Annotated in this window: 19 protein-coding genes; 12 read left to right on the forward strand and 7 right to left on the reverse strand. The window is 64.7% G+C overall.

Going from position 1 to position 19,316, the window contains the following annotated elements; genetic code table 11:
- The first annotated feature begins 18 nt into the window (after positions 1-18).
- The 10 genes from ABIB73_RS25435 (at position 19) to ABIB73_RS25480 (ending at position 8,510) form a co-directional block, all read left to right on the forward strand.
- Positions 19-864 carry an urease accessory protein UreD gene (locus ABIB73_RS25435; RefSeq protein WP_354228492.1) on the forward strand — a complete coding sequence of 282 codons (846 nt, stop codon included), beginning with the start codon at positions 19-21 and terminating at the stop codon, positions 862-864.
- A gap of 24 nt (positions 865-888) precedes the next feature.
- Complete coding sequence (locus ABIB73_RS25440) at positions 889-1,191, forward strand: urease subunit gamma (protein WP_354228494.1); 303 nt, start codon at positions 889-891, stop codon at positions 1,189-1,191.
- A 10-nt stretch (positions 1,192-1,201) separates the two neighbouring features.
- A complete protein-coding gene (locus ABIB73_RS25445) occupies positions 1,202-1,507 on the forward strand; it encodes an urease subunit beta (RefSeq protein ID WP_354044689.1) in 306 nt (101 codons plus the stop codon).
- A gap of 178 nt (positions 1,508-1,685) precedes the next feature.
- Entirely contained in the window at positions 1,686-2,225 is a 540-nt protein-coding gene (locus ABIB73_RS25450; RefSeq protein WP_354228496.1) for an HD domain-containing protein, read from the forward strand.
- A gap of 37 nt (positions 2,226-2,262) precedes the next feature.
- Positions 2,263-3,978 (forward strand): urease subunit alpha, encoded by a 1,716-nt coding sequence (gene ureC / locus ABIB73_RS25455; protein ID WP_354228498.1) that lies wholly within the window; start codon positions 2,263-2,265, stop codon positions 3,976-3,978.
- A gap of 126 nt (positions 3,979-4,104) precedes the next feature.
- Complete coding sequence (locus tag ABIB73_RS25460; protein WP_148776808.1) at positions 4,105-4,404, forward strand: putative quinol monooxygenase; 300 nt, start codon at positions 4,105-4,107, stop codon at positions 4,402-4,404.
- 14 nt (positions 4,405-4,418) lie between these two features.
- Positions 4,419-5,060 carry an urease accessory protein UreE gene (gene ureE / locus ABIB73_RS25465; RefSeq protein WP_354228500.1) on the forward strand — a complete coding sequence of 214 codons (642 nt, stop codon included), beginning with the start codon at positions 4,419-4,421 and terminating at the stop codon, positions 5,058-5,060.
- On the forward strand, positions 5,041-5,769 hold the full coding sequence (locus tag ABIB73_RS25470) for an urease accessory protein UreF (RefSeq protein ID WP_354228628.1): 729 nt from the start codon (positions 5,041-5,043) through the stop codon (positions 5,767-5,769). Before ureE ends, ABIB73_RS25470 begins: the two co-directional genes overlap by 20 nt.
- 156 nt (positions 5,770-5,925) lie before the next feature.
- Positions 5,926-6,567 carry an urease accessory protein UreG gene (gene ureG, locus ABIB73_RS25475; protein WP_354228502.1) on the forward strand — a complete coding sequence of 214 codons (642 nt, stop codon included), beginning with the start codon at positions 5,926-5,928 and terminating at the stop codon, positions 6,565-6,567.
- A 281-nt stretch (positions 6,568-6,848) separates the two neighbouring features.
- On the forward strand, positions 6,849-8,510 hold the full coding sequence (locus ABIB73_RS25480; protein WP_354228504.1) for a CHASE domain-containing protein: 1,662 nt from the start codon (positions 6,849-6,851) through the stop codon (positions 8,508-8,510).
- Here ABIB73_RS25480 and ABIB73_RS25485 read toward each other — a convergent pair.
- The 5 genes from ABIB73_RS25485 to ABIB73_RS25505 form a co-directional block, all read right to left on the reverse strand.
- A complete protein-coding gene (locus tag ABIB73_RS25485) occupies positions 8,507-9,115 on the reverse strand; it encodes a TetR/AcrR family transcriptional regulator (RefSeq protein ID WP_354228505.1) in 609 nt (202 codons plus the stop codon). The genes ABIB73_RS25480 and ABIB73_RS25485 overlap by 4 nt on opposite strands.
- A gap of 112 nt (positions 9,116-9,227) precedes the next feature.
- Positions 9,228-10,370 (reverse strand): OpgC domain-containing protein, encoded by a 1,143-nt coding sequence (locus tag ABIB73_RS25490; protein ID WP_354228507.1) that lies wholly within the window; start codon positions 10,368-10,370, stop codon positions 9,228-9,230.
- A gap of 189 nt (positions 10,371-10,559) precedes the next feature.
- Complete coding sequence (locus tag ABIB73_RS25495) at positions 10,560-11,015, reverse strand: hypothetical protein (protein WP_354228509.1); 456 nt, start codon at positions 11,013-11,015, stop codon at positions 10,560-10,562.
- Positions 11,016-11,090: 75 nt separating this feature from the next.
- Positions 11,091-11,462: an ElaB/YgaM/YqjD family protein gene (locus ABIB73_RS25500; RefSeq protein ID WP_354228511.1), complete on the reverse strand. Its 372-nt coding sequence runs from the start codon at positions 11,460-11,462 to the stop codon at positions 11,091-11,093.
- A gap of 77 nt (positions 11,463-11,539) precedes the next feature.
- Positions 11,540-12,652, reverse strand: coding sequence for an AI-2E family transporter (locus ABIB73_RS25505; protein ID WP_354228513.1), 1,113 nt, complete (start codon positions 12,650-12,652; stop codon positions 11,540-11,542).
- Positions 12,653-12,859: 207 nt separating this feature from the next.
- Between ABIB73_RS25505 and ABIB73_RS25510 the strand changes: the two genes are divergently transcribed.
- Both ABIB73_RS25510 and ABIB73_RS25515 read left to right on the forward strand, forming a co-directional pair.
- Positions 12,860-13,633 (forward strand): L,D-transpeptidase, encoded by a 774-nt coding sequence (locus ABIB73_RS25510; RefSeq protein ID WP_354228515.1) that lies wholly within the window; start codon positions 12,860-12,862, stop codon positions 13,631-13,633.
- Between the two features lie 17 nt (positions 13,634-13,650).
- On the forward strand, positions 13,651-14,304 hold the full coding sequence (locus ABIB73_RS25515; RefSeq protein ID WP_354228517.1) for a DUF2865 domain-containing protein: 654 nt from the start codon (positions 13,651-13,653) through the stop codon (positions 14,302-14,304).
- Between the two features lie 210 nt (positions 14,305-14,514).
- On the opposite strand, the gene ABIB73_RS25520 is transcribed toward ABIB73_RS25515, so the two are convergent.
- Both ABIB73_RS25520 and ABIB73_RS25525 read right to left on the reverse strand, forming a co-directional pair.
- Positions 14,515-16,608 (reverse strand): methyl-accepting chemotaxis protein, encoded by a 2,094-nt coding sequence (locus ABIB73_RS25520; protein ID WP_354228519.1) that lies wholly within the window; start codon positions 16,606-16,608, stop codon positions 14,515-14,517.
- A gap of 390 nt (positions 16,609-16,998) precedes the next feature.
- Positions 16,999-19,092 carry a methyl-accepting chemotaxis protein gene (locus ABIB73_RS25525; RefSeq protein WP_354228521.1) on the reverse strand — a complete coding sequence of 698 codons (2,094 nt, stop codon included), beginning with the start codon at positions 19,090-19,092 and terminating at the stop codon, positions 16,999-17,001.
- Between the last annotated feature and the right edge of the window lie 224 nt (positions 19,093-19,316).

Consider the following 19,316-nt stretch of genomic DNA (forward strand, 5'->3'; position numbering starts at 1 on the left):
GGCCGGCTGGGGAGACGGATGCGCAGCGAACTGTCAGCCAATTCTTCTGACCTGGAGTCGCCTGTGTTCGAGGCCAACCGCGCCCGCGGCGCGGTGCGGTTCGACGTGCACGCCCGCGACGGCGTGACGCGGCGCGGCGTCTTGCACGAATCCGGCTCCCTGCGCGTGCGCTTTCCCTCGCCGGAGGACCACGGACTGTCCGGCGTGTTCGTCAACACGGCCGGCGGCGTCGCCGGCGGCGATCGCTTCGACATCGAGATCGCCGCGGCTGATCGCGCGCGTCTGACGCTGACCACAGCAGCTGCGGAAAAAGTCTATCGCGCGCCGGGTCCGGCGGCTCAGCTCAATATTGGGCTGAAGGTCGCGGCCGGGGCACATCTATCGTGGCTGCCGCAGGAGACGATCCTGTTTGATCGGGCTCGCGTCCAGCGTCGCTTCGACATCGAGCTCGATGAAGCGGCCTCGCTCCTGCTCTGCGAGATCGTGGTGTTCGGCCGCACCGCCATGGGCGAGCGGGTGGAGCAGGGCGAGTTCGTCGACCGCTGGCGGTTGCGCCGGGGCGGCAGGCTGGTCTTTGCCGAGACCGTCCGGCTCGACGGAAATATCGGCGCAAAGCTCGCGCGATCTGCGGTCGCCAAGGGCGGCGCCGCTATCGGCACGGCCCTGATCGTGCCCGGCGACGAGGCGCTGGTCGAGCGTCTCCGCGAGGCATCGGACTCGTTCGCCGGCGAGGTCGGGATATCCGCCTGGAACGGCTTTGCAATGGCGCGGTTCTGTGCCCAAGATGCGGTCCGCTTGCGCGCCGACATGATGGCCGTGCTGGCGCGCACCGGCGCGGCCTTGCCGCGGCTGTGGTTGAATTGACGTGTTGAACTGAAGAGATTTCGCATGAACCTGTCTCCCCGCGAAAAGGACAAGCTTCTGATCTCGATGGCGGCCATTGTGGCGCGCCGCAGGTTGGACCGCGGCGTCAAGCTCAACCATCCCGAGGCGATCGCGATCATTTCCGATTTCATCCTCGAAGGCGCGCGCGACGGCCGCACCGTCGCCGAGCTGATGCAGTTAGGCGCGCAGGTCCTCACCCGCGATCAGGTGATGCCCGGCATTCCCGAGATGATCCACGACATCCAGGTCGAGGCGACGTTTCCGGACGGTACCAAGCTCGTCACCGTGCACGAGCCGATCAGGTAGGAGCGAGAGCATGATCCCCGGCGAACTCTTCATCAAGGACGGCGAGATCGAGCTCAATGCCGGCCGCAAGACGGTGACGCTAACAGTTGCCAACACCGGCGACCGCCCGATCCAGGTCGGCTCGCACTACCATTTCTTCGAGACCAACCCGGCGCTGAAGTTCGACCGCAAGAAAGCCCGCGGCATGCGCCTCGACATCGCCGCTGGCACTGCCGTCCGCTTCGAGCCCGGCCAAACCCGCGACGTCCAGCTCGTCGCCGTGGCCGGCAAGAAGACCATCTACGGCTTCCGTGGCGACGTGATGGGGAAGCTGTGACGTAAGCTGAGGCGAGTGCCGTGATCCATAGTGAGGTGAGCACGCCGGTCAGGCTCCCTCCCCCCTTGCGGGGGAGGGTTGGGGAGAGGGGTATGCTCCGGGCGCTGACGGAAGCGACGTGGCAATTTCGTACAGCGCGCCTTTGCAACGCGCGGGGGCAGGGAGTTCTGTGACCGCCATGTTGCCCGCCGTCCGTCTCATCGCCGAAGCTGCTGAGCTGGCTGCGCGCCGGCACAACGGGATGGCGCGCAAGGGGCGGGGGAACGAGCCTTACATCAACCATCTCGCCGAGGTTGCAAACCTGCTCGCGACCGCGACCGACGGCGCCGATGCTGAGCTGGTTGCAGCCGGCTGGCTGCATGATGCGATCGAGGACACCGAGACCACACGCGAGGAACTCGCGCAGAAATTCTCTGATCGCGTCGCCTCCCTCGTCGTTGAATGCACCGACGATATGAGCCTGTCCAAGGCTGAGCGGCGGCGCCGGCAGATCGTCGATGCGCCGAAGAAATCGTCGGGCGCCAGGCTGATCAAGATCGCCGACAAGATCAGCAATATCGGCGCGCGGATTCATTCCAATCCGACCATCGAGGAGCGCGACGACCTCGTCGACTATACCGGCTGGGCCGAGCAGGTCGTCGCCGGTTGTCGCGGCGGCAATTCGTGGCTCGATAAGACATTCGACGACATGGTGCGAACGGCGAGAGCTTCGCTGTGAGCACTATCCAAATATTCAAACGCAAACGGGGCTTGTGATGTCCGTCAAGATGAAGCGATCCGTCTATGCCGACATGTTCGGTCCGACCACCGGCGACAAGGTGCGGCTGGCCGACACCGATCTCATCATCGAGGTCGAGAAGGATTTCACCACTTACGGCGAAGAGGTGAAATTCGGCGGCGGCAAGGTGATCCGCGACGGCATGGGGCAGTCGCAGGTCACCAACAAGCAGGGCGCGGCCGACACCGTCATCACCAATGCGCTGATCGTCGATCACTGGGGCATCGTGAAGGCCGACGTCGCGATCAAGGAGGGCATGATCTCCGCGATCGGCAAGGCCGGCAACCCCGACATCCAGCCGGGCGTCACCATCATCATCGGCCCCGGCACGGACGTGATCGCGGGTGAGGGCAAGATCCTCACCGCGGGCGGCTTCGACAGTCACATCCATTTCATCTGCCCGCAGCAGATCGAGCACGCGCTGATGTCGGGCGTCACCTCGATGCTCGGGGGCGGCACCGGGCCCTCGCACGGCACTTTCGCCACCACGTGCACGCCCGGTCCCTGGCACATGGGGCGGATGATCCAGTCGTTCGACGCTTTTCCGGTTAATCTTGGCATCTCCGGCAAGGGCAATGCGTCGCGACCTGCGGCGCTGGTGGAGATGATCAAGGCCGGCGCCTGCGCGCTGAAGCTGCACGAGGACTGGGGTACGACGCCGGCCGCGATCGACAATTGCCTGTCGGTGGCCGATGATCACGACATCCAGGTGATGATCCACACCGATACGTTGAACGAATCCGGCTTCGTCGAGGATACGATCAAGGCGTTCAAGGGCCGCACCATCCACGCCTTCCACACCGAAGGCGCCGGTGGCGGTCACGCGCCTGACATCATCAAGGTCGCAGGGCTAAAGAACGTGCTGCCGTCCTCGACCAACCCAACGCGGCCCTTCACCCGCAACACTATCGACGAGCATCTCGACATGCTGATGGTATGCCATCACCTCGATCCCTCGATCGCGGAGGACCTCGCATTCGCCGAGAGCCGCATCCGCAAGGAAACCATCGCCGCCGAAGACATTCTGCACGATCTCGGCGCGCTCTCGATGATGTCCTCGGACTCGCAAGCCATGGGGCGTCTCGGCGAGGTCATCATTCGCACCTGGCAGACCGCCGACAAGATGAAGAAGCAGCGCGGGTCGCTGCCGCAGGACAAGGGCAAGGACAACGACAATTTCCGCGTCAAGCGCTACATCGCCAAGTACACGATCAATCCCGCGATAGCGCACGGCGTGTCAAAACTGATCGGCTCGGTCGAGAAGGGCAAGCTCGCCGATCTCGTGCTGTGGTCGCCGGCGTTCTTCGGCGTCAAGCCGGACTGCATCGTCAAGGGCGGCATGATCGTCGCAGCTCCCATGGGCGATCCCAACGCCTCGATCCCGACGCCGCAGCCGGTGCACTATCAGCCGATGTTCGGCGCCTTCGGCAAGGCGCGCACGGCCTCTTCCGTGGTGTTCACCTCGAAAGCTGCGATCACCGGTGGGCTGGCGCGAAAGCTCGGCATCGACAAGAAGCTCTATGCCGTGCAGAACACCCGCGGCAAGATCTCCAAGAAGAGCATGATCCACAACGACGCCACGCCCAATATCGAGGTCGATCCCGAGACCTACGAGGTGCGCGCCGACGGCGAGCTCCTGACTTGCGCGCCCGCCGAGGTGCTGCCGATGGCGCAGCGATATTTCATGTACTGAAATAGCGCCTCGACGCATGTCCCCGGCGCGTGGCCGGAGCGGGATTTACGGTTTTGCGTTCGATCCCGCCTGGTCTAAGGTCCCGCCCGGTATCTTGACCCAGAAGAAAAGCCGGGAGGATTTCTCGTGATCTACGTCGTTGCAACCTTGACCATCAAGCCCGAAACGCGCGCCGAATTCATTGCAGCCGCCACCGCCTGCATCAAGGAGACGCGCAAGGAGCCCGGCAATATCGCCTATGATTTGCATGAGAGCGTCACCGATCCCAGCAAGATGGTGTTCGTCGAGCAGTGGGAGAATGCCGAGGCGCTGGTGCCGCATCGTGGCCAGGAGCACATGAAGACGTTCGGCCGCGTCGCGGTGAAATGTTTCGCGGCACCGCCGAAGATCGAAGTGATCACGCCCGAGAAGGTCGAGACACGGTAACGAGGTAAAAGCGCATGATCCGGGCGACGCAGGTCAGGGGACAGCACCGCTTCACGGAAGCGCCGGCGGACACGGTCGTGCTCGATTTCGACGATCGGCACCGCCGCCGCATGGCGATGACGGGAACCCGGGGCCTCGAGTTCCTGCTCGACCTGGAGAAGGCCGTCGCGCTCCGCGGCGGCGACGCGTTGGTGCTGGAGGACGGGCGGCTGGTCGAAGTGGTTGCTGCGCCCGAGCTGCTGCTGGAGATCCGCGGCCACGATCCGCACCACCTCATCCGCGTCGGTTGGCATCTCGGCAACCGTCATCTGCCGACACAGATCATGGCCAAGGGCCTGCGCATCCGCCGCGATCACGTCATCGAGGCCATGGTGAAGGGGCTTGGTGCGCGCGTGATCGAAATCGAGGCGCCGTTCGATCCCGAAGGCGGGGCTTATGCCGACGCAGGTCATGCGCATGGCCATGATGATCATGCCGATCACGATCACGGGCATGATCACCACGATCATGATCACAGCCATGATCATCACGGTCACGACCACCATGCCCATGATCATGCCGCGCATGACCATGGGCACGATCACCACCATCACGACGAGCATTGCGACCATCCCGACCATCACCACGGCCACAGCCATGCTCATGACCACAAATGAGCTGGCCAGTGCCGGCGACCTCGCTGAGCGCGAGGCAGCGGCGCTGTATCGGCTGATGACCTGGTTGTCGCCGGCGTTCCCCGTCGGCGGCTTCTCCTATTCCAGCGGCATCGAATGGGCGGTCGAGGCGGGCGACATCGTCGACGCCGCGACTCTCGCCGACTGGCTGGACGCGATGCTCGGCGATGGCTCTGGCTTCTGTGACGCGACCTTTCTGGTCCACGCCTATCGCGCCGGCGAAGCAGGCGAAGACGTCGCCTTGCGCGATATCGCAGAGCTTGCCGCGGCCTTCGTGCCGTCGCGTGAGCGGCAGCTCGAGACCACATCGCAGGGCCGCGCCTTCATCGATATCTCCCGCGCGGCGTGGGATGCCGACGGGCTGGATTCCATGGTCGCGGCATGCCGCACGCCACTGATCTATCCGGTCGCGGTCGGCGTGGTCGCGGCCGCCCATGGCGTACCGCTGGCGCCGACACTGCACGCCTTCCTGCATGCGCTGGTCTCGAACTGGATCTCGGCGGCGAGCCGGCTCATTCCGCTCGGCCAGACCGACAGCCAGCGCGTTCTGGTGACGCTGGAAGCGGCCGTCGCGGCGACCGCAAATCGTGCGCTGAATGCGACACTGGACGATCTCGGCAGCGCAACCTTGCGCGCCGATCTCGCCAGCCTGCGACATGAGACGCAGTACACGCGGCTGTTTAGATCATGAGCGAGCGGCATCCTCCGCCGTGGTCCCGGCGAAGGCCGGGACCCATAACCGCAAATGCTCATGGTTATGCGCGGGTGTGGCCTCAGCTTACCGCCACAACAAGCTTCGGTGGTAATGGGTCCTGGCTTTCGCCAGGACGACGATAGGAAAGAATCAATGGCGACTTCTCACGGCCCCCTGCGTGTCGGCGTCGGCGGCCCCGTCGGATCGGGCAAGACCGCGCTGATGGATCTGCTCTGCAAGACCATGCGCGAGCGCTATGACATCGCGGCGATCACCAATGACATCTATACCAAATGGGATGCGGAATTCCTGGTGCGCTCGGGCTCGCTGACTCCGGACCGCATCGCCGGCGTCGAGACCGGCGGCTGCCCGCATACCGCGATCCGCGAGGACGCTTCGATGAACCTGGCGGCGGTCGCGGACATGCGCGCGAAATTCCCCGGCCTCGACATGGTGCTGATCGAGTCCGGCGGCGACAATCTGGCTGCTACTTTTTCCCCGGAGCTTGCCGACCTCACCATCTACGTCATCGACGTGGCGGCCGGCGACAAGATCCCGTCCAAGGGCGGGCCCGGCATCACCCGGTCCGACCTCCTGGTCATCAACAAGATCGACCTCGCGCCCCATGTCGGGGCGTCGCTGGAGAAGATGGAGACGGATGCCAGGCGGATGCGGGGCCAGCGTCCCTTCGTCATGACCAACCTGAAGACGAGCGAGGGGCTCGACCGTATCGTCGGCTTCATCGAGGCCAAAGGCGGATTGAAAGGGAGCGGATTGCGGGGCGCGGCGTCATAGCGCAGGCATTTTCCGCCGTTAACTTCTGGGGCAAAACCGCCGCCGCGGAACAAATTTCGGACACGGCGATTAACCACCTCCGGTGCCCGGAGCAAGCCTGCCTTGGCTGAAAGATCGGCCGGGCAGATTAAGCTTGTTGGGTAACCCAAGTTGCGTACAGATGCCTCCTCCTTCATTATCTCCGCTACTGGGCTTCACCCTGTTTCGGCACATGGCCGTTCGAGCGGCGTTCATATGCTCCGTGTTTATTGCCGACCTCCTGCTTTCGCCTGAGTAGTCGCGTGGTCCGGCTGGGTTTCATCATCGGCTTCATCGCCCTGCTCGGAGCCTTGCTCTCCGGGCTTGCGGCCTATCGCGTCCATGACCAGGAGCTGGCGCTGGACCGGATCGCGCTGGCGCGGGCGATCGACGTGCATGCGAGCCTTGTCCAGGACAGATCGACCGAACGCGAGCTGCTGGCGCGTGTCGCCTCAGGCCTGTTCCGCGCACCGTCGGTGCTGAAGCCCAACATGCTGGAGCCGCTGCGCTCGGCGATCTATGCCTTCAAGACGGATTTCGTGGTCGCTGGCTGGGTCGCCCGGCTCCAGCCGAACGAGCTGGCTGCGGCGCAGGCTGCGATCGCGGCCGCAGGCTTCCCGAAGCCGCAGATCCGCGCCTACAACGACAAGCCGATCGACCCCGCGAGCCTCACCCATCCGATCGACGTGCTGATGGACCTCGAGCCGCGCAGCGACGAGACCAAGGCGTTGCCCGGCCGCAGCTACGACCAGGACCAGGTGCGCAGCGCGATGCTCGCCCGTGCCAGGATTGAAAAGAGGTCGGTCGCCTCCGACCCGGTTCCGCTCCTGCGCGAGAATGGGCCGATTGGCGTCATCGTGGCGGCTCCCGTCATTCCCGAGGGCGCGACCGAGCCTGCCGGCTTCATCACGTTTTCCTACGAGCTGGCCTCGCTGATGCTGACCAACGACGATTTGTCGTTGTTCTCGGTCGCGCTCAAGGACCCTCGGAAAGAAGGTAGCGAGCTCATTTCCAACGATCAGGGCGTCGTTTCCACCCGCATGACCGCGCCGGACGGACCGGCACCGTCGGCGACGCGCACGGTGAGCTTCGGCGGCCGCGACTGGCAACTCGGCTATTATGCGAAGACCAATTCCGCGCGCCGTGCCGAACAGACCGCCATCATCGTGGCGGCGATCGGCTTCGCCATCACCGCGATGGTGTGCGGCCTGTTCGGTTACGTCGCCTACAACAACCTGCGGCTCAGCCGCGAAATCCAGGTGCGGATCGGATTCGAGCGACGCCTGACGGCGGTCATCGACGAGTTGAACCATCGCGTGAAGAACATCCTGGCGGTGATCCAGTCGATCGTGACGCGCACGCTGCGCCACGGCTCGGACATCGACGTCGCCCGCGAACTCCTGATCGGCCGTATCCACGCCATGTCCAATGTGGTCTCGCTGCTCAGCGAAAGCCAGTGGCAGGGCGTCAAGCTCAAGGGCCTGTTCGAGGCGCGCGCCATCCCGCATGCCGACCGTATCGCCGTCAGCGGCCCGGACATCTCCGTCAGCGCGCGCGCCGCGCAGAGCCTGTCGCTGCTGTTCTTCGAGCTTGCCTCGCATTCCGACGAGGGCCTGTCGCTGGTGGGCAAGCATCCGCACATCACCGCGAACTGGACGGTAACGGGCGAGGCGCCCGAGGAGGTCTTCCAGTTTCGTTGGGAAGAGTTCAACACCAGCGAGGCGACGCGCCGCCCGGATTCCGATTTCGGCCTGATCCTGCTCGACCGCGTCGCGCCCGAAGCGCTCGGCGGCACAGCCAATCGCTACTTCACCGACGTCTCCTACGTCTACGAGCTGACCGCGCCGATGGAGACAGTGGTCGACATGACCGAACGCGATCGCACGGAGAAGCTTTCACAGCCGGTGAAGACCTTTCGCGGCTAGCCCTTTGGTCGCAACACCAGATCGACCAGATTCCGCGCGTAGGCCGGCGTGATCGGCGCGATGCCGAAGACGTAGCGGTAGAACAAGCTGCCATAGATCGCGTCGTAGAGATCCTCCGCCGGCCCCTCCGCCAGGATGCTGCCGTCGCCTTGGCCCGTGGCGATCATCTCCACCAGCGCGTCGCGGCGGAATTGCAGATAGCGCGCGTAGAACAGCTCCGCCGAGCCGGTCTTGGAGATGCATTCCGAGATCACGGCGAGCTGCACCTTGCCGAACTCGCCCTGCAAGGCCTCCGCATAGGCTGCGGCGTGGCGCCTGGCGCGTGCGGCGGGACTGCCTGCGCTCGCCGGCGGCAGCGGCAGCATTTGCGCCGCGTGATGGAGAAAGGCGTCGATCAGCAGCGCCTCCCGCGACGGCCACCATTTGTAGATCGTCATCTTGGAGACGTTGGAGTGGCGCGCGACGGCATCGATGGTGGTGGCGGCGAGACCGGTCGTGGCCATCAGCGTATAGGCGCTTTCGAGGATGGCGTTGGTGGTCTCGATCGAGCGTGGCCGGCCGCGCCGGGGTGCCGTTTCAGCCGTTTCGCTCGTGCCTTTCGCCATGACTTCGCCCGGTCCCCTCGCGCAGAGACCGCGCTTCAGCCGCGGCCGCTTGACCCGGCATAGCGCAGCCGTGCGGTTCGTGCCTAGCACAAATCGCGCATAGGCCGAGACCCTAGGCCCGCTGCCGCAAGGCCGCAGGCTCGTCCTGCCGCTTCGACCAGGAGATGTAATAGGCGACCGCGGTCATCGCCGCGAAGCCGGCCAGGCTCACCCCGATCTGCATCAGGACCAAATTGGCGCCGGTGATCAGGATGAGATGGCCGGCGAAGGACAGGAATACGCCGACGCAGAACACGGCGAGCCATTCCTCGCCGCATCTGATCACCATCTGAAGCGACCTCCATTGCAAGCCCGGGTGGTCGGGCGGAATGAGGTGGGTCGCGAGGAAGGCGAGCGCAAGGAAGTGGACCACGCGATAGGGCGCGAGGTTTTCCTTGTCGGTTGGCGAGATGCTGTTGAGCACGATATCCGGCAGGTAGGCGGACAGCGCCGGTGAATGGCGCATCAACGTGATGGCCATCGCGACCACGATGTAGGCGCCCGCGAGCATGCGGAGCCAGGCCATGTTGTGCAGCGCGCGGCCGGACGCGCCGGTGACGGCGAACCAGCCGCCCAGCACCATCAGCATCTGCCAGCAGAACGGATTGAAGGTCCATTCCTGGTCCGGATAGGCGCGAAAATTCCAGTCGAACCAGCGCGCGGTAAAATAGAAAGCGACAGACAGCACCAGCGTCAGGTTCGGCCGTCGCAACAGCCCCCATAGCGCGAACGGAAAGAACGCCATCAGCGGGATCATCAGCTGCAGGAGGTCAAGGTTGAGCGGCTCTTCCTGGAGCACGAGGCCACGGACCAGGATGCGCAGCGGGTGCTCGAGTATCCCTGAGATGTTGTATTCGTGGATGATCTCAGGCGCCATCGATTGCGAGGCGACGTAGGCGATAGTGTCGATATAGATCACGAACAGCACGACATAGGCGGCATAGAGCCGCCAGACGCGCCGGAAGATACGCGTCGCCGCGACGACGTAGCCGCGCTCCAGCGCCATCTTGCCGTGGATGATGGCGACCCCGTAGCCAACCACAAACACGAACAGATCGGCGGCGCCGCTGAAGCCGAAGTTTCGCAGCGTCAGCAGGTTGACGACATTGTTCGGAATGTGGTCGACGAAGACCGACCAGTTGGCGATGCCGAGCGTCAAATAGAGCCTGGCGTCGTGATGGAATGCGGCAAGGTTCGTCTTGACGGACGGTTTCATTGTGGAAAATGACTTTTGGAATCAGGGGCGATGCTTTTAGCGGCAACCGCCTGCCTAACCGAGTAGCGTTTGCGTGAGTGAGGACGGATTTACTGCGGCTGATGAAAAATTACGCAAAGGTCGGGCGTTGAATTCCGGCGCACCTGCTTGTCCGGTCGGCGGCGCAACTTTCTTAATGCGGTCTCATCCTTACTCGGCAGGCTCGGCCGAAGCCTCATCCGATGCGCCGGCCCGGCTTGCCATGATCCCGAGTGCGACGCCGCCGATCGCCAGGATCGGCAAGAGCCGCTTGACGCCCACGGCCCGGACGATCTGGAGTGCCGTGGCGAGTAGCATCGGGTCGGCGAGCATGCTCGAGGCCGTCGACTTGGCGGCACGTTCAGCGGCAAGCTGGGCTTCTTTCCGCAATTGCCGCTTGTAGCCCCAATACGTCGTCGCCGCCGCCAGCGTCAGCAGGAAGAAGATGCCAGCGCCCACGAGGCAGGCTTGCACCGGGCCATATTGCTCCAGAACCGAGATGAAGGCGGCGGCGCAAAGGAAACATGTGGTGATAAAGAGCGCGAAGGCTGCGCCTGCGGCAAGCGACGTCAGCCGCAGCGTCGTGCCGGTCGATGCGCTGATGCCGTCGATAATGCGCTGAAACATGGCCCTCGCTCCTCAAATCCCCCGCAGCCAAAGGCGGCGGCGCGAAACGCCGCCGTCATCACAATATCGGTCGCCTTACCGGCGCCAGGCGGCGCCGATCAGGAAGCCGATGCCGAGCGCGATGCCGACGGTCGCGAGCGGGCGCTGGGTAATCGCGTCTTCCAGCGTCTCCTCGATCGAGCCGTAAGCGTCCTGTGCGGCGCCCATCATCGCGCTGCCGCGTTCCGACATGTCGTCGAGCGTCGAATCCATGTTCTCGCGAGCCTGCTTGTAACTACGCCGGGCCTGCTTGCCGCTCGCGTTGGCAAACGTGTTGAGAGCGTCGGTGATCTGGTCGGTGAGGGCGGCGATATCGTTTTTCACGGCTGCTACATCCTTCTCGAGGCGTTCTGCGGTGGCTTTGTCAGTCCAGTCTCTCATCCTGGCTTCGCCGTCGGTTATTGACATTGCGGGCTCCGAACTGTTGGCGGTGAGATGGGCGGAAAACGTTTCGTTATGACGGAAGTTCCGTTGCTGGGAGCCCGTCACCCCTGCGGAAGCTGCGGCGAATTCTCCGGCAGCAGATGCTCTTTCAGGATCAGCCCGACGATCAGGAGCGGCGACGACAGGAATGCCCCCATCGGTCCCCACAGCCAGGTCCAGAACGCCAGCGCGATGAACACGGCGAGCGCGTTCAGCGACAGCCTGCGTCCGATGATGGTCGGCGTGACGAAATGTCCCTCCATGAAGGTGACGCCGCCGAAGGCGAGTGCCGCCATCAGCCCGCCGCCAATGGTCGGGAAGGCGACCAGCCCGACCACAGCCAGCACGACGAACATCGCGATCGGCCCGATGATCGGGATGAAGTTGAGCGCAGCCGCAAGCGCGCCGAGCCCGGCTGGGTTGGGCATGCCGATGACCGCGCAGACGATGCCGGTGGCGATGCCGACACCGATATTGATGACGGTGACGGTCAGGAGGTAGTTGCCGAGGTGAACCTCGATCTCGTTGAGGATCCGCAGCGTGCGCAGCCGCGCATCGCGATCGCCGAAATTCATGATCATCGCGCGTCGCAAATCGCGCCAGCTTGCAATGAACAGGATCAGTGTCGCAAAGAACAGCAGGAATTCGGCGAAGGTTGGCGACAGGAATTCCAGCGTCGGTTGCACCCATTCCATTTTCGGCAGCGGGAGGCTCGGCATTCCGTCGGAGCCGCCGACCATGGTTTGCAGCTCCTTCCACAGCGCCAGCGGCCGGTCGAAGACGTGCAGTTTCTCCTTCAATTGCGCCCCCAGCTCCGGCAGGCGTGAACTCCACTCCAGTACGGGCGCGGCAATGAGCGCGATGACGAAGGCGACGACCGCAGTCACCGCGATCACGATGAGCACGGCGCCGAGGGCGCGTGGCACACCCCGTCGCTCCAGGAAAGATGCGGCCGGCGAGAGCATGGTGCCGGCGACGACGGCCATCACGACCGGGAGGAAGAACGCCTTGGCGAAATAGAGCACCGCGACCACGGCGATCAGGAGCAGACCGGCGAGTGCATAGGCGACAAACTCGGTGCGGCGAATGACCGGCGGTAGCTCGCTATGGCTGTCGGGAAGCGGGGTACCTTCGTTGTTGCCAGGGAGCAGACGTTCACTGGGAAGGACGCGCACAATTTCTCTCCCGCACGGAGGTTCTCCGGGCGCCCGTTGGTCAATGGGAACGCCGGAAGGGCCTCGCGGTTCCATCGCGGTTTCGTGAAGTTGTGTTCGCTTGACTGTGACGTCGCTGCCTCAGATGGCGGTGGAACTTGAGTCGGTTCTGCTGCGTTTGTTGGGAAGCCGCATCACCCAGATGCATACATCCCACGGGGCAAGCACATGACAAAGCTCTCTGCAGTCCGTCGCAGCTTCTCGCCGCGCGCCGTCGCCGCTTTTGCCTTCGCGACCGCATTGCTCACGGTGCCGTTCGGCGCCGCAAGCGCGCAAACGCTCGGTTATGCGCCGCTCCAGCCGCAGGCGTATCCACAGGACCCGACCTATTCGCAGGGCTATACAAGCGAGGCGCCGCAGGCTGCCCACGAGGATGCCGTGCTGCCGGACCGGCTGCGCCGGCAGATCGTCAGCTTCGACAGAAATGAGCCGGCCGGCACCATCGTCATCGATACCGCCAATACCTACCTCTACTACGTGCTCGGCCAGGGTCGCGCCATGCGCTACGGCGTCGGCGTCGGCCGTCAGGGCTTTACCTGGGCAGGCGTGCAGAGCATCACCCGCAAGGCGGAATGGCCGGATTGGCATCCGCCGGCCGAGATGATCGCGCGTCAGCCCTATCTGCCACGTTTCGTCGCCGGCGGCCCCGGCAATCCGCTCGGCGCGCGCGCGATGTATCTCGGCTCCAGCGAATACCGCATCCATGGCACCAACGACCCCACCACGATCGGCAAGTTCGTCTCGTCTGGCTGCATTCGCCTAACCAACGAGGACGTTACCGACCTGTTCAATCGCGTCAATGTCGGCGCCAAGGTCGTGGTCTTGCCGAAGAACGTCCCGCTGATGGCGCGAGACGGCGATTCTGTGCGCAAGCGCCCGGCGGTGACGACGCTGCCCTCGGGTCGCCAGGCGCTGAATATCCCGACGTCGGCGGTAAACTAAGAGTTGAGTGAGGTCACATGACGGGACGTTCGATCGGCAAACTGGCTGGTGGCGCAGTGGCGTTCTTCGCCATCGCCTGCTTCGGCCTCGCGCTGACGCCGTCGGCGCATGCCGAGGATTTCTTCTCGGCGCTGTTCGGCGGCTTCCGGATGCGGGCGCCGCCGGAGATCCGGGTGCCGTTCCCGAATGACGACATGCCGCGCTACGATGCGCCGCGCCAACGGGCCTCCTATGGCGGTGGTACGGCCTATTGCGTGCGCGGCTGCGACGGCCGCTACTTCCCGGCGCAAGGTGCGGATGCCGAGAGCAAGGCGCAATCCTGCAAGAGCTTCTGTCCGGCGTCAGAAACCTCACTGGTTTATGGCAGCAATATTGACGAGGCCACGACCGACAGCGGCAAATCCTATTCCGACCTGCCGAACGCCTTCCGCTACCGCAACGAGATCGTTGCCGGCTGCACCTGCAACGGCAAGGATTCGGCCGGGCTCGCGCCTGTCAAGGTCGAGGAGGATCCCACCTTGCGCAAAGGTGACATCGTCGCGGGTAGCGACGGCCTCGTCGTCGCCAATCGCAACGCCAACGACCGCCGTGGTGTCGCGATGAACTTCTCGCCGTTGCCGGAATCGGTGCGGGCAAAGTTCCGGCAGGTGCCGGTGGTGGCGAAGGAGTAGGGTGAGACGCCGCGTGTGGTGCGATGCTGGTGCCTCACTTTCCTCGTCGTCCCGGACAAGCGCGTCCAAAGCGCGCGCAGATCCGGGAGCCATAACCACAGGATTTGGTTTGGCGAAGACTCGTGGTTAGTGGCTCGCGCCGCAACTTCTCGCTGGGATATGGGTCCCGGCCTTCGCCGGGACGACGTGGAGAGTGCAGCGCCAGCGGCCCTACGCCACGCGGATCTTGCCGAGGAAGTCGCTGACCTGATGGCCGAGCTGGCGGCTCTGGGTCTCCAGCATCTCGGAGGCCTGCTTGACGTTCTCCGCAGCACCCGCCGCGGTGTCGGCATCAGCCTTCACGCCGGTGATGTTGTCGGAGACATTCTTGGTGCCCTGCGCAGCATATTGCGTGCTGCGGGTGATCTCCTGGGTCGCCGCACCCTGCTCCTGCACGGCGGCGGCGATCGCGGTGGCGACCTCGTTGACCTCGCCGATGATGCCGCCGATCGCCTGGATCGCGTTAATGGCCTCGCCTGCGACCTTCTGGATGTCGGCGATCTGCCCGGAGATTTCCTCCGTGGCCTTCGCGGTCTGGCTTGCCAGCGACTTCACCTCAGAGGCGACGACCGCAAAGCCGCGACCGGCTTCGCCGGCGCGCGCGGCTTCGATCGTGGCGTTGAGCGCGAGCAAATTGGTCTGCTGTGCGATGGTGTTGATCAAGCCGACCACTTCGCCGATGCGGCCCGCGGATTGCGCCAGTCCCTGAACGGTACCGTCGGTCTCGCGCGCCTGGTTGACGGCGCGGCTGGCGATGCCCGCGGCATGCGCGGCCTGCTGGCTGATGTCGTTGATCGAGGCGCTGAGCTCCTCGGCGGCGGCCGCAACGCTCTCGACGCTGGTGGAGGCGTCGTTCGAGGCCTTGCCTGCGACCTCGACGCGTTCATTGGTCTGGCGCGACACCGTGGAGAGATCGCCCGAAGTCTTGCGCATCTCGCCGGAGGCTTCGCTCAGTTCGCCCAGCGACTTGCGCACCACGCCTTCGAACTCGCCGACATAGGCCTCCATCGCACGCTGGCGCGCGGCGGCGCCGGCGTTGCGCTCGCGCTCCTGCTCCTCGATCTTGAGCTTGTCGATCGCCTGCTGCTTGAAAGTCTCAAGCGCACCGGCGAGCGAGCCGATCTCGTCGCGCCGCTCGAGATAGCCGCTGTCGACGCCGAGATCGCCGCCGGCGACCTTGAGCATGGCGTCGCGGATCCGGTGCAGCGGCGTGATCACGCGGCGGCTGACCGCCAGCATCGCGGCGCCGGTCAGGAGGATCGCAGCGACGAGCAGGGCGATGTTGACGATCAACGACTGAACGGCGTTCGCGCGCTGGGCCGCGGAGTGATCCTTGGCGGCTTGCAGCGCCGCGTCGGCGAGCTTGACCGCGCTCATCATGCGGGGCACCGAATAGGGGCTCCACTGGTTGGCGGTCATCGATGGCTTCTCGCCCTTGGCGATCGCCGCGATGACGCCGTCGCGCGTGGCGCCATATTGCGGGTCGAAATAGACCGACTTGGTCTCGCTGATCGCAGACGCGAGTGCCGGCGGCAACTGCATACCCGATGCGGCGAGCTCGATCGCAGTCCATGCGGCATCCGTGCCGCCGACGAATTTGGTGTAGGCGAGCTGCACCTCGGGCGTGATCTTGCCGCTGCCGAGTGAATTTCCGACGATCTGAGAGGATTCACCGGCGGTGTTGCGCAACAGCCAGGCCATCTGCTTGATGGTCAGGAGCTGGTCGATGGTCGCATCCTGATGGTTGACGCTTGCGGCGAGGGCGCCCGAAAGCTTTTCGAGCTGTGCCATCAGCGCGTCCTCGGTCGCGACATACTCCTTGGCGAGGCCCGCGCGGCGCTCGGCCCTGGGCTTGACGGCCTCGGTCCAGAACTCGGCCTGTTCCGCCAGCAGCGTCTTGTTCAGTGTGCCGAGATCGGCGAGGAACGCGTCACGCTGGACGAGATCGGTCGTCGGCAGGAGCTCGAGCGTGCGGGCCAGCGCGGGCATCAGGGCGTCGCGGATCTCGCGGATGTATTTCTCGATGTCCTTGTCCATCGGGACGTCGGAGGTGAGCTGGCGGTTGCTGGTCGAGCGGTCGGCCCGGATATTCGCCATCCCCTTGAACACCTCGGCCGAGGCCGCCGAGACCGCAACGATCCGGTTGGCCGCCTGCAATCGGGTCCAGGAGCTCCAGGCGTTGAGCGAGAAGCCGATGACGACGACGAGTGCGGTGGAGAGGATCACCGCCTTCAGCAGCGTGGATACGGTCAAGCGATTGAGCATCGGACACCCGCGTTTCGAAGTTCGTGGCCCCGAACGGCAGCCCCCCACGAACTTCGAAACCAAAGGGATGCACGCGTCAACGCGCATGCCTCCGGCAGGCGCTTCGCGCGCATTTGGCCCGAAAAGGGTAAAAACTTAGACAGTGGCGCTGCCGTAAAATTACGGAGCTGTTAAGGGGCGACGCGATGCGAGCGCCTCGTGCTGCCGGTGTTTGAGGCGCGTCGTTTCCCCGATCGTCGTCCTGGCTTTCGCCAGGACCCATTACCCCAAATGTCGACGTGGCGGCACGCCATCAACCACCAGCCTGCCCATTGCAGAGTGCGATGGTTATGGGTCCTGGCTTTCGCCAGGACGACACCGAGGTCTGCGGCTGACCGCGCGCTTATAAAGCTACGCCGCGCGGATCTTGCCGAGGAAGTCGCCGACGTCGTGGCCGAGCTGGCGGCTCTGGGTCTCCAGCAGCTCGGAGGCATGCTTCACGTTGTCGGCGGCGGCCGCTGCGGCATCGGCGTCGGCTTTGACGCCGGTGATGTTGTCCGAGACGTTCTTGGTGCCCTGCGCCGCGTATTGCGTGCTGCGCGTGATCTCCTGGGTCGCCGCACCCTGCTCCTGCACGGCGGCGGCGATCGCGGTTGCGACTTCGTTGACCTCGCCGATGATGCCGCCGATGGTCTGGATCGCGTTGATGGCATCGCCCGCGACCTTCTGGATATCGGCGATCTGCTCGGAGATTTCTTCGGTCGCCTTCGCGGTCTGGCTGGCCAGCGACTTCACCTCGGAGGCGACCACGGCGAAGCCGCGGCCGGCTTCGCCGGCGCGGGCGGCCTCGATCGTGGCGTTGAGCGCCAGCAGATTGGTCTGCTGAGCGATGGTGTTGATCAGGCCAACGACCTCGCCGATGCGCCCCGCAGACTTCGCCAGGCCCTGCACGGTGCCATCGGTCTCGCTTGCTTGCGTGACGGCGCGGCCGGCGATTCCCGCGGCGTGCGCCGCCTGCTGGCTGATGTCGTTGATCGAGGCACTGAGCTCTTCCGCCGCGGCTGCGACGCTGTCGACGCTCATCGAGGCGTCGTTCGAGGCCTTGCCGGCGACCTGGACACGGTCGTTGGTCTGCCGCGACACCGCGGAGAGATCGCCCGAGGTCTTGCGCATCTCGCCGGAGGCCTCGCTCAATTCGCCCAGTGTCTTACGCACCGCGCCCTCGAACTCGCCGACATAGGCCTCGACTGCGCGCTGGCGCGCGGCCGCGCCCGCGTTGCGCTCGCGCTCGTGCTCTTCGATCTTGAGCTTGTCGGTGGCCTGCTGCTTGAAGGTTTCCAGCGCGCCGGCGAGCGCGCCGATCTCATCCTTGCGGTCGAGATAGCCGCTGTCGACGGCCAGATCGCCGCTGGCGACCTTCAGCATGGCGTCGCGGATGGTGTTGAGCGGATGGATGACGCGGCGGCTGACCAGCATGATCGCACCAACGGCGAGGGCGATGGCGAGCGCCAGCAGCACGAGCTGCACGATCAGCGCGCGCTGCGCGGCTGCGTGCTGCTCCAGCGTGTGGTTCTTGGCCGCTTCGAGCGCGGTCTCGGCCACGGCAACGGCGGCGGCCAGACGGCCCACCGTGAGCGGGCTCCACTGGTTCGCCGTCATCTCGGCCTTCTCACCCTTGACCAGCGTATCGGCGAGGCGATCACGGAGCGCGAGATATTGCGGGTCGAAATAGGCGGTCTTGGCCGCGGCCATGGCTGAGCTGAGCCCCGTCGGCAGCTGCATGCCAGAGGTCGACAATTCCAGCGCCTTCCACATCGCGGCCGTGCCGCCGACATATTGGGTATAGGCGTAGCGGCCCTCCGGCGTGATCTTGCCGGCGGCAAGCCCGGTCGAGACGATCAGCGAGGCTTCGCCCGCGGTGTTGCGCAACAGCCAGGCGTTCTGCTTGATCGACAGCAACTGGTCGATCGCTGCGTCCTGATGGTTGACGGTTGCGCCGAGGACATTCGAGAGCTTGTCCAGTGTGTCGAGCAGGCCCTGCGTGGTCTCCATATACTCCTTGGGCAGGTTGGCGCGGCGCTGATCCTTGGGCTTGCCCACCTCCTCCCAGAACTGCTTCTGCTGCTCGCTCAGGGCCTTGAAGAGACGCGCGAACTCCGGCACCAGCGTGCCGGCTTGCGGAAATTCGATGTTCGGCAGCCGTTCGAGCGCGCGTGCCATGGCCGGCATCTCGGTGTCGCGCAGCCCGCGCAGATATTTCTCGATCTCGCCGTCCATCGGGTCGGTCGCGTTCAGCAGGCGGTTGGTGGTCGAGCGGTCGGTGCGCAGATTGTGCATCGCCTTGAACAAATCGGCGGAGGCGTCGGCGATCGCCGAGATGCGGTTGGCGGTCTTGAGGCGATCCCAGGACTCGTAGGCGGTGAGCGAGAGTGCGATCACCACGCAGATCGACGTGATCGCGATCACCGCCTTCAGCAGTGCGGACACGGTCAGACGATTCAACATCGAAGTCCCCCCAATTCCCATTTCAAAATTCGTGAAGACGCCCCGGCAACACGAAAAACGGGGGCGCGGCGGATCGGCAATCGCGTACCGTTTGTGGCTGGCCGCATGAACGGTTTCTGCATCAGAAACGAAAAGGGTAAAGTTTTAGGCAGCCGGTCCGCCAGTAGAAGTACGTATTTACTAGAAGTTGTAAGGGGTTGCCTGAACGGAACCGGCGCGGCCGA

The sequence above is a fragment of the Bradyrhizobium sp. F1.4.3 genome, assembly GCF_040548375.1.
In the GTDB taxonomy this organism is placed as follows: domain Bacteria; phylum Pseudomonadota; class Alphaproteobacteria; order Rhizobiales; family Xanthobacteraceae; genus Bradyrhizobium.

Excerpts from the sequence above, each read along its gene's own strand:
- ABIB73_RS25490 (WP_354228507.1), bottom strand. The coding sequence starts at position 10,370 with ATGAAACCGTCCGTCAAGACGAACCTTGCCGCATTCCATCACGACGCC.
- ABIB73_RS25510 (WP_354228515.1), top strand. The coding sequence starts at position 12,860 with ATGACAAAGCTCTCTGCAGTCCGTCGCAGCTTCTCGCCGCGCGCCGTC.
- ABIB73_RS25485 (WP_354228505.1), bottom strand. The coding sequence starts at position 9,115 with ATGGCGAAAGGCACGAGCGAAACGGCTGAAACGGCACCCCGGCGCGGC.
- ABIB73_RS25450 (WP_354228496.1), top strand. The coding sequence starts at position 1,686 with ATGTTGCCCGCCGTCCGTCTCATCGCCGAAGCTGCTGAGCTGGCTGCG.
- ABIB73_RS25435 (WP_354228492.1), top strand. The coding sequence starts at position 19 with ATGCGCAGCGAACTGTCAGCCAATTCTTCTGACCTGGAGTCGCCTGTG.
- ABIB73_RS25525 (WP_354228521.1), bottom strand. The coding sequence starts at position 19,092 with ATGTTGAATCGTCTGACCGTGTCCGCACTGCTGAAGGCGGTGATCGCG.
- ABIB73_RS25520 (WP_354228519.1), bottom strand. The coding sequence starts at position 16,608 with ATGCTCAATCGCTTGACCGTATCCACGCTGCTGAAGGCGGTGATCCTC.
- ABIB73_RS25440 (WP_354228494.1), top strand. The coding sequence starts at position 889 with ATGAACCTGTCTCCCCGCGAAAAGGACAAGCTTCTGATCTCGATGGCG.
- ABIB73_RS25515 (WP_354228517.1), top strand. The coding sequence starts at position 13,651 with ATGACGGGACGTTCGATCGGCAAACTGGCTGGTGGCGCAGTGGCGTTC.
- ABIB73_RS25495 (WP_354228509.1), bottom strand. The coding sequence starts at position 11,015 with ATGTTTCAGCGCATTATCGACGGCATCAGCGCATCGACCGGCACGACG.
- ABIB73_RS25445 (WP_354044689.1), top strand. The coding sequence starts at position 1,202 with ATGATCCCCGGCGAACTCTTCATCAAGGACGGCGAGATCGAGCTCAAT.
- ABIB73_RS25500 (WP_354228511.1), bottom strand. The coding sequence starts at position 11,462 with ATGTCAATAACCGACGGCGAAGCCAGGATGAGAGACTGGACTGACAAA.
- ABIB73_RS25470 (WP_354228628.1), top strand. The coding sequence starts at position 5,041 with ATGCTCATGACCACAAATGAGCTGGCCAGTGCCGGCGACCTCGCTGAG.
- ureE (WP_354228500.1), top strand. The coding sequence starts at position 4,419 with ATGATCCGGGCGACGCAGGTCAGGGGACAGCACCGCTTCACGGAAGCG.
- ureG (WP_354228502.1), top strand. The coding sequence starts at position 5,926 with ATGGCGACTTCTCACGGCCCCCTGCGTGTCGGCGTCGGCGGCCCCGTC.
- ureC (WP_354228498.1), top strand. The coding sequence starts at position 2,263 with ATGTCCGTCAAGATGAAGCGATCCGTCTATGCCGACATGTTCGGTCCG.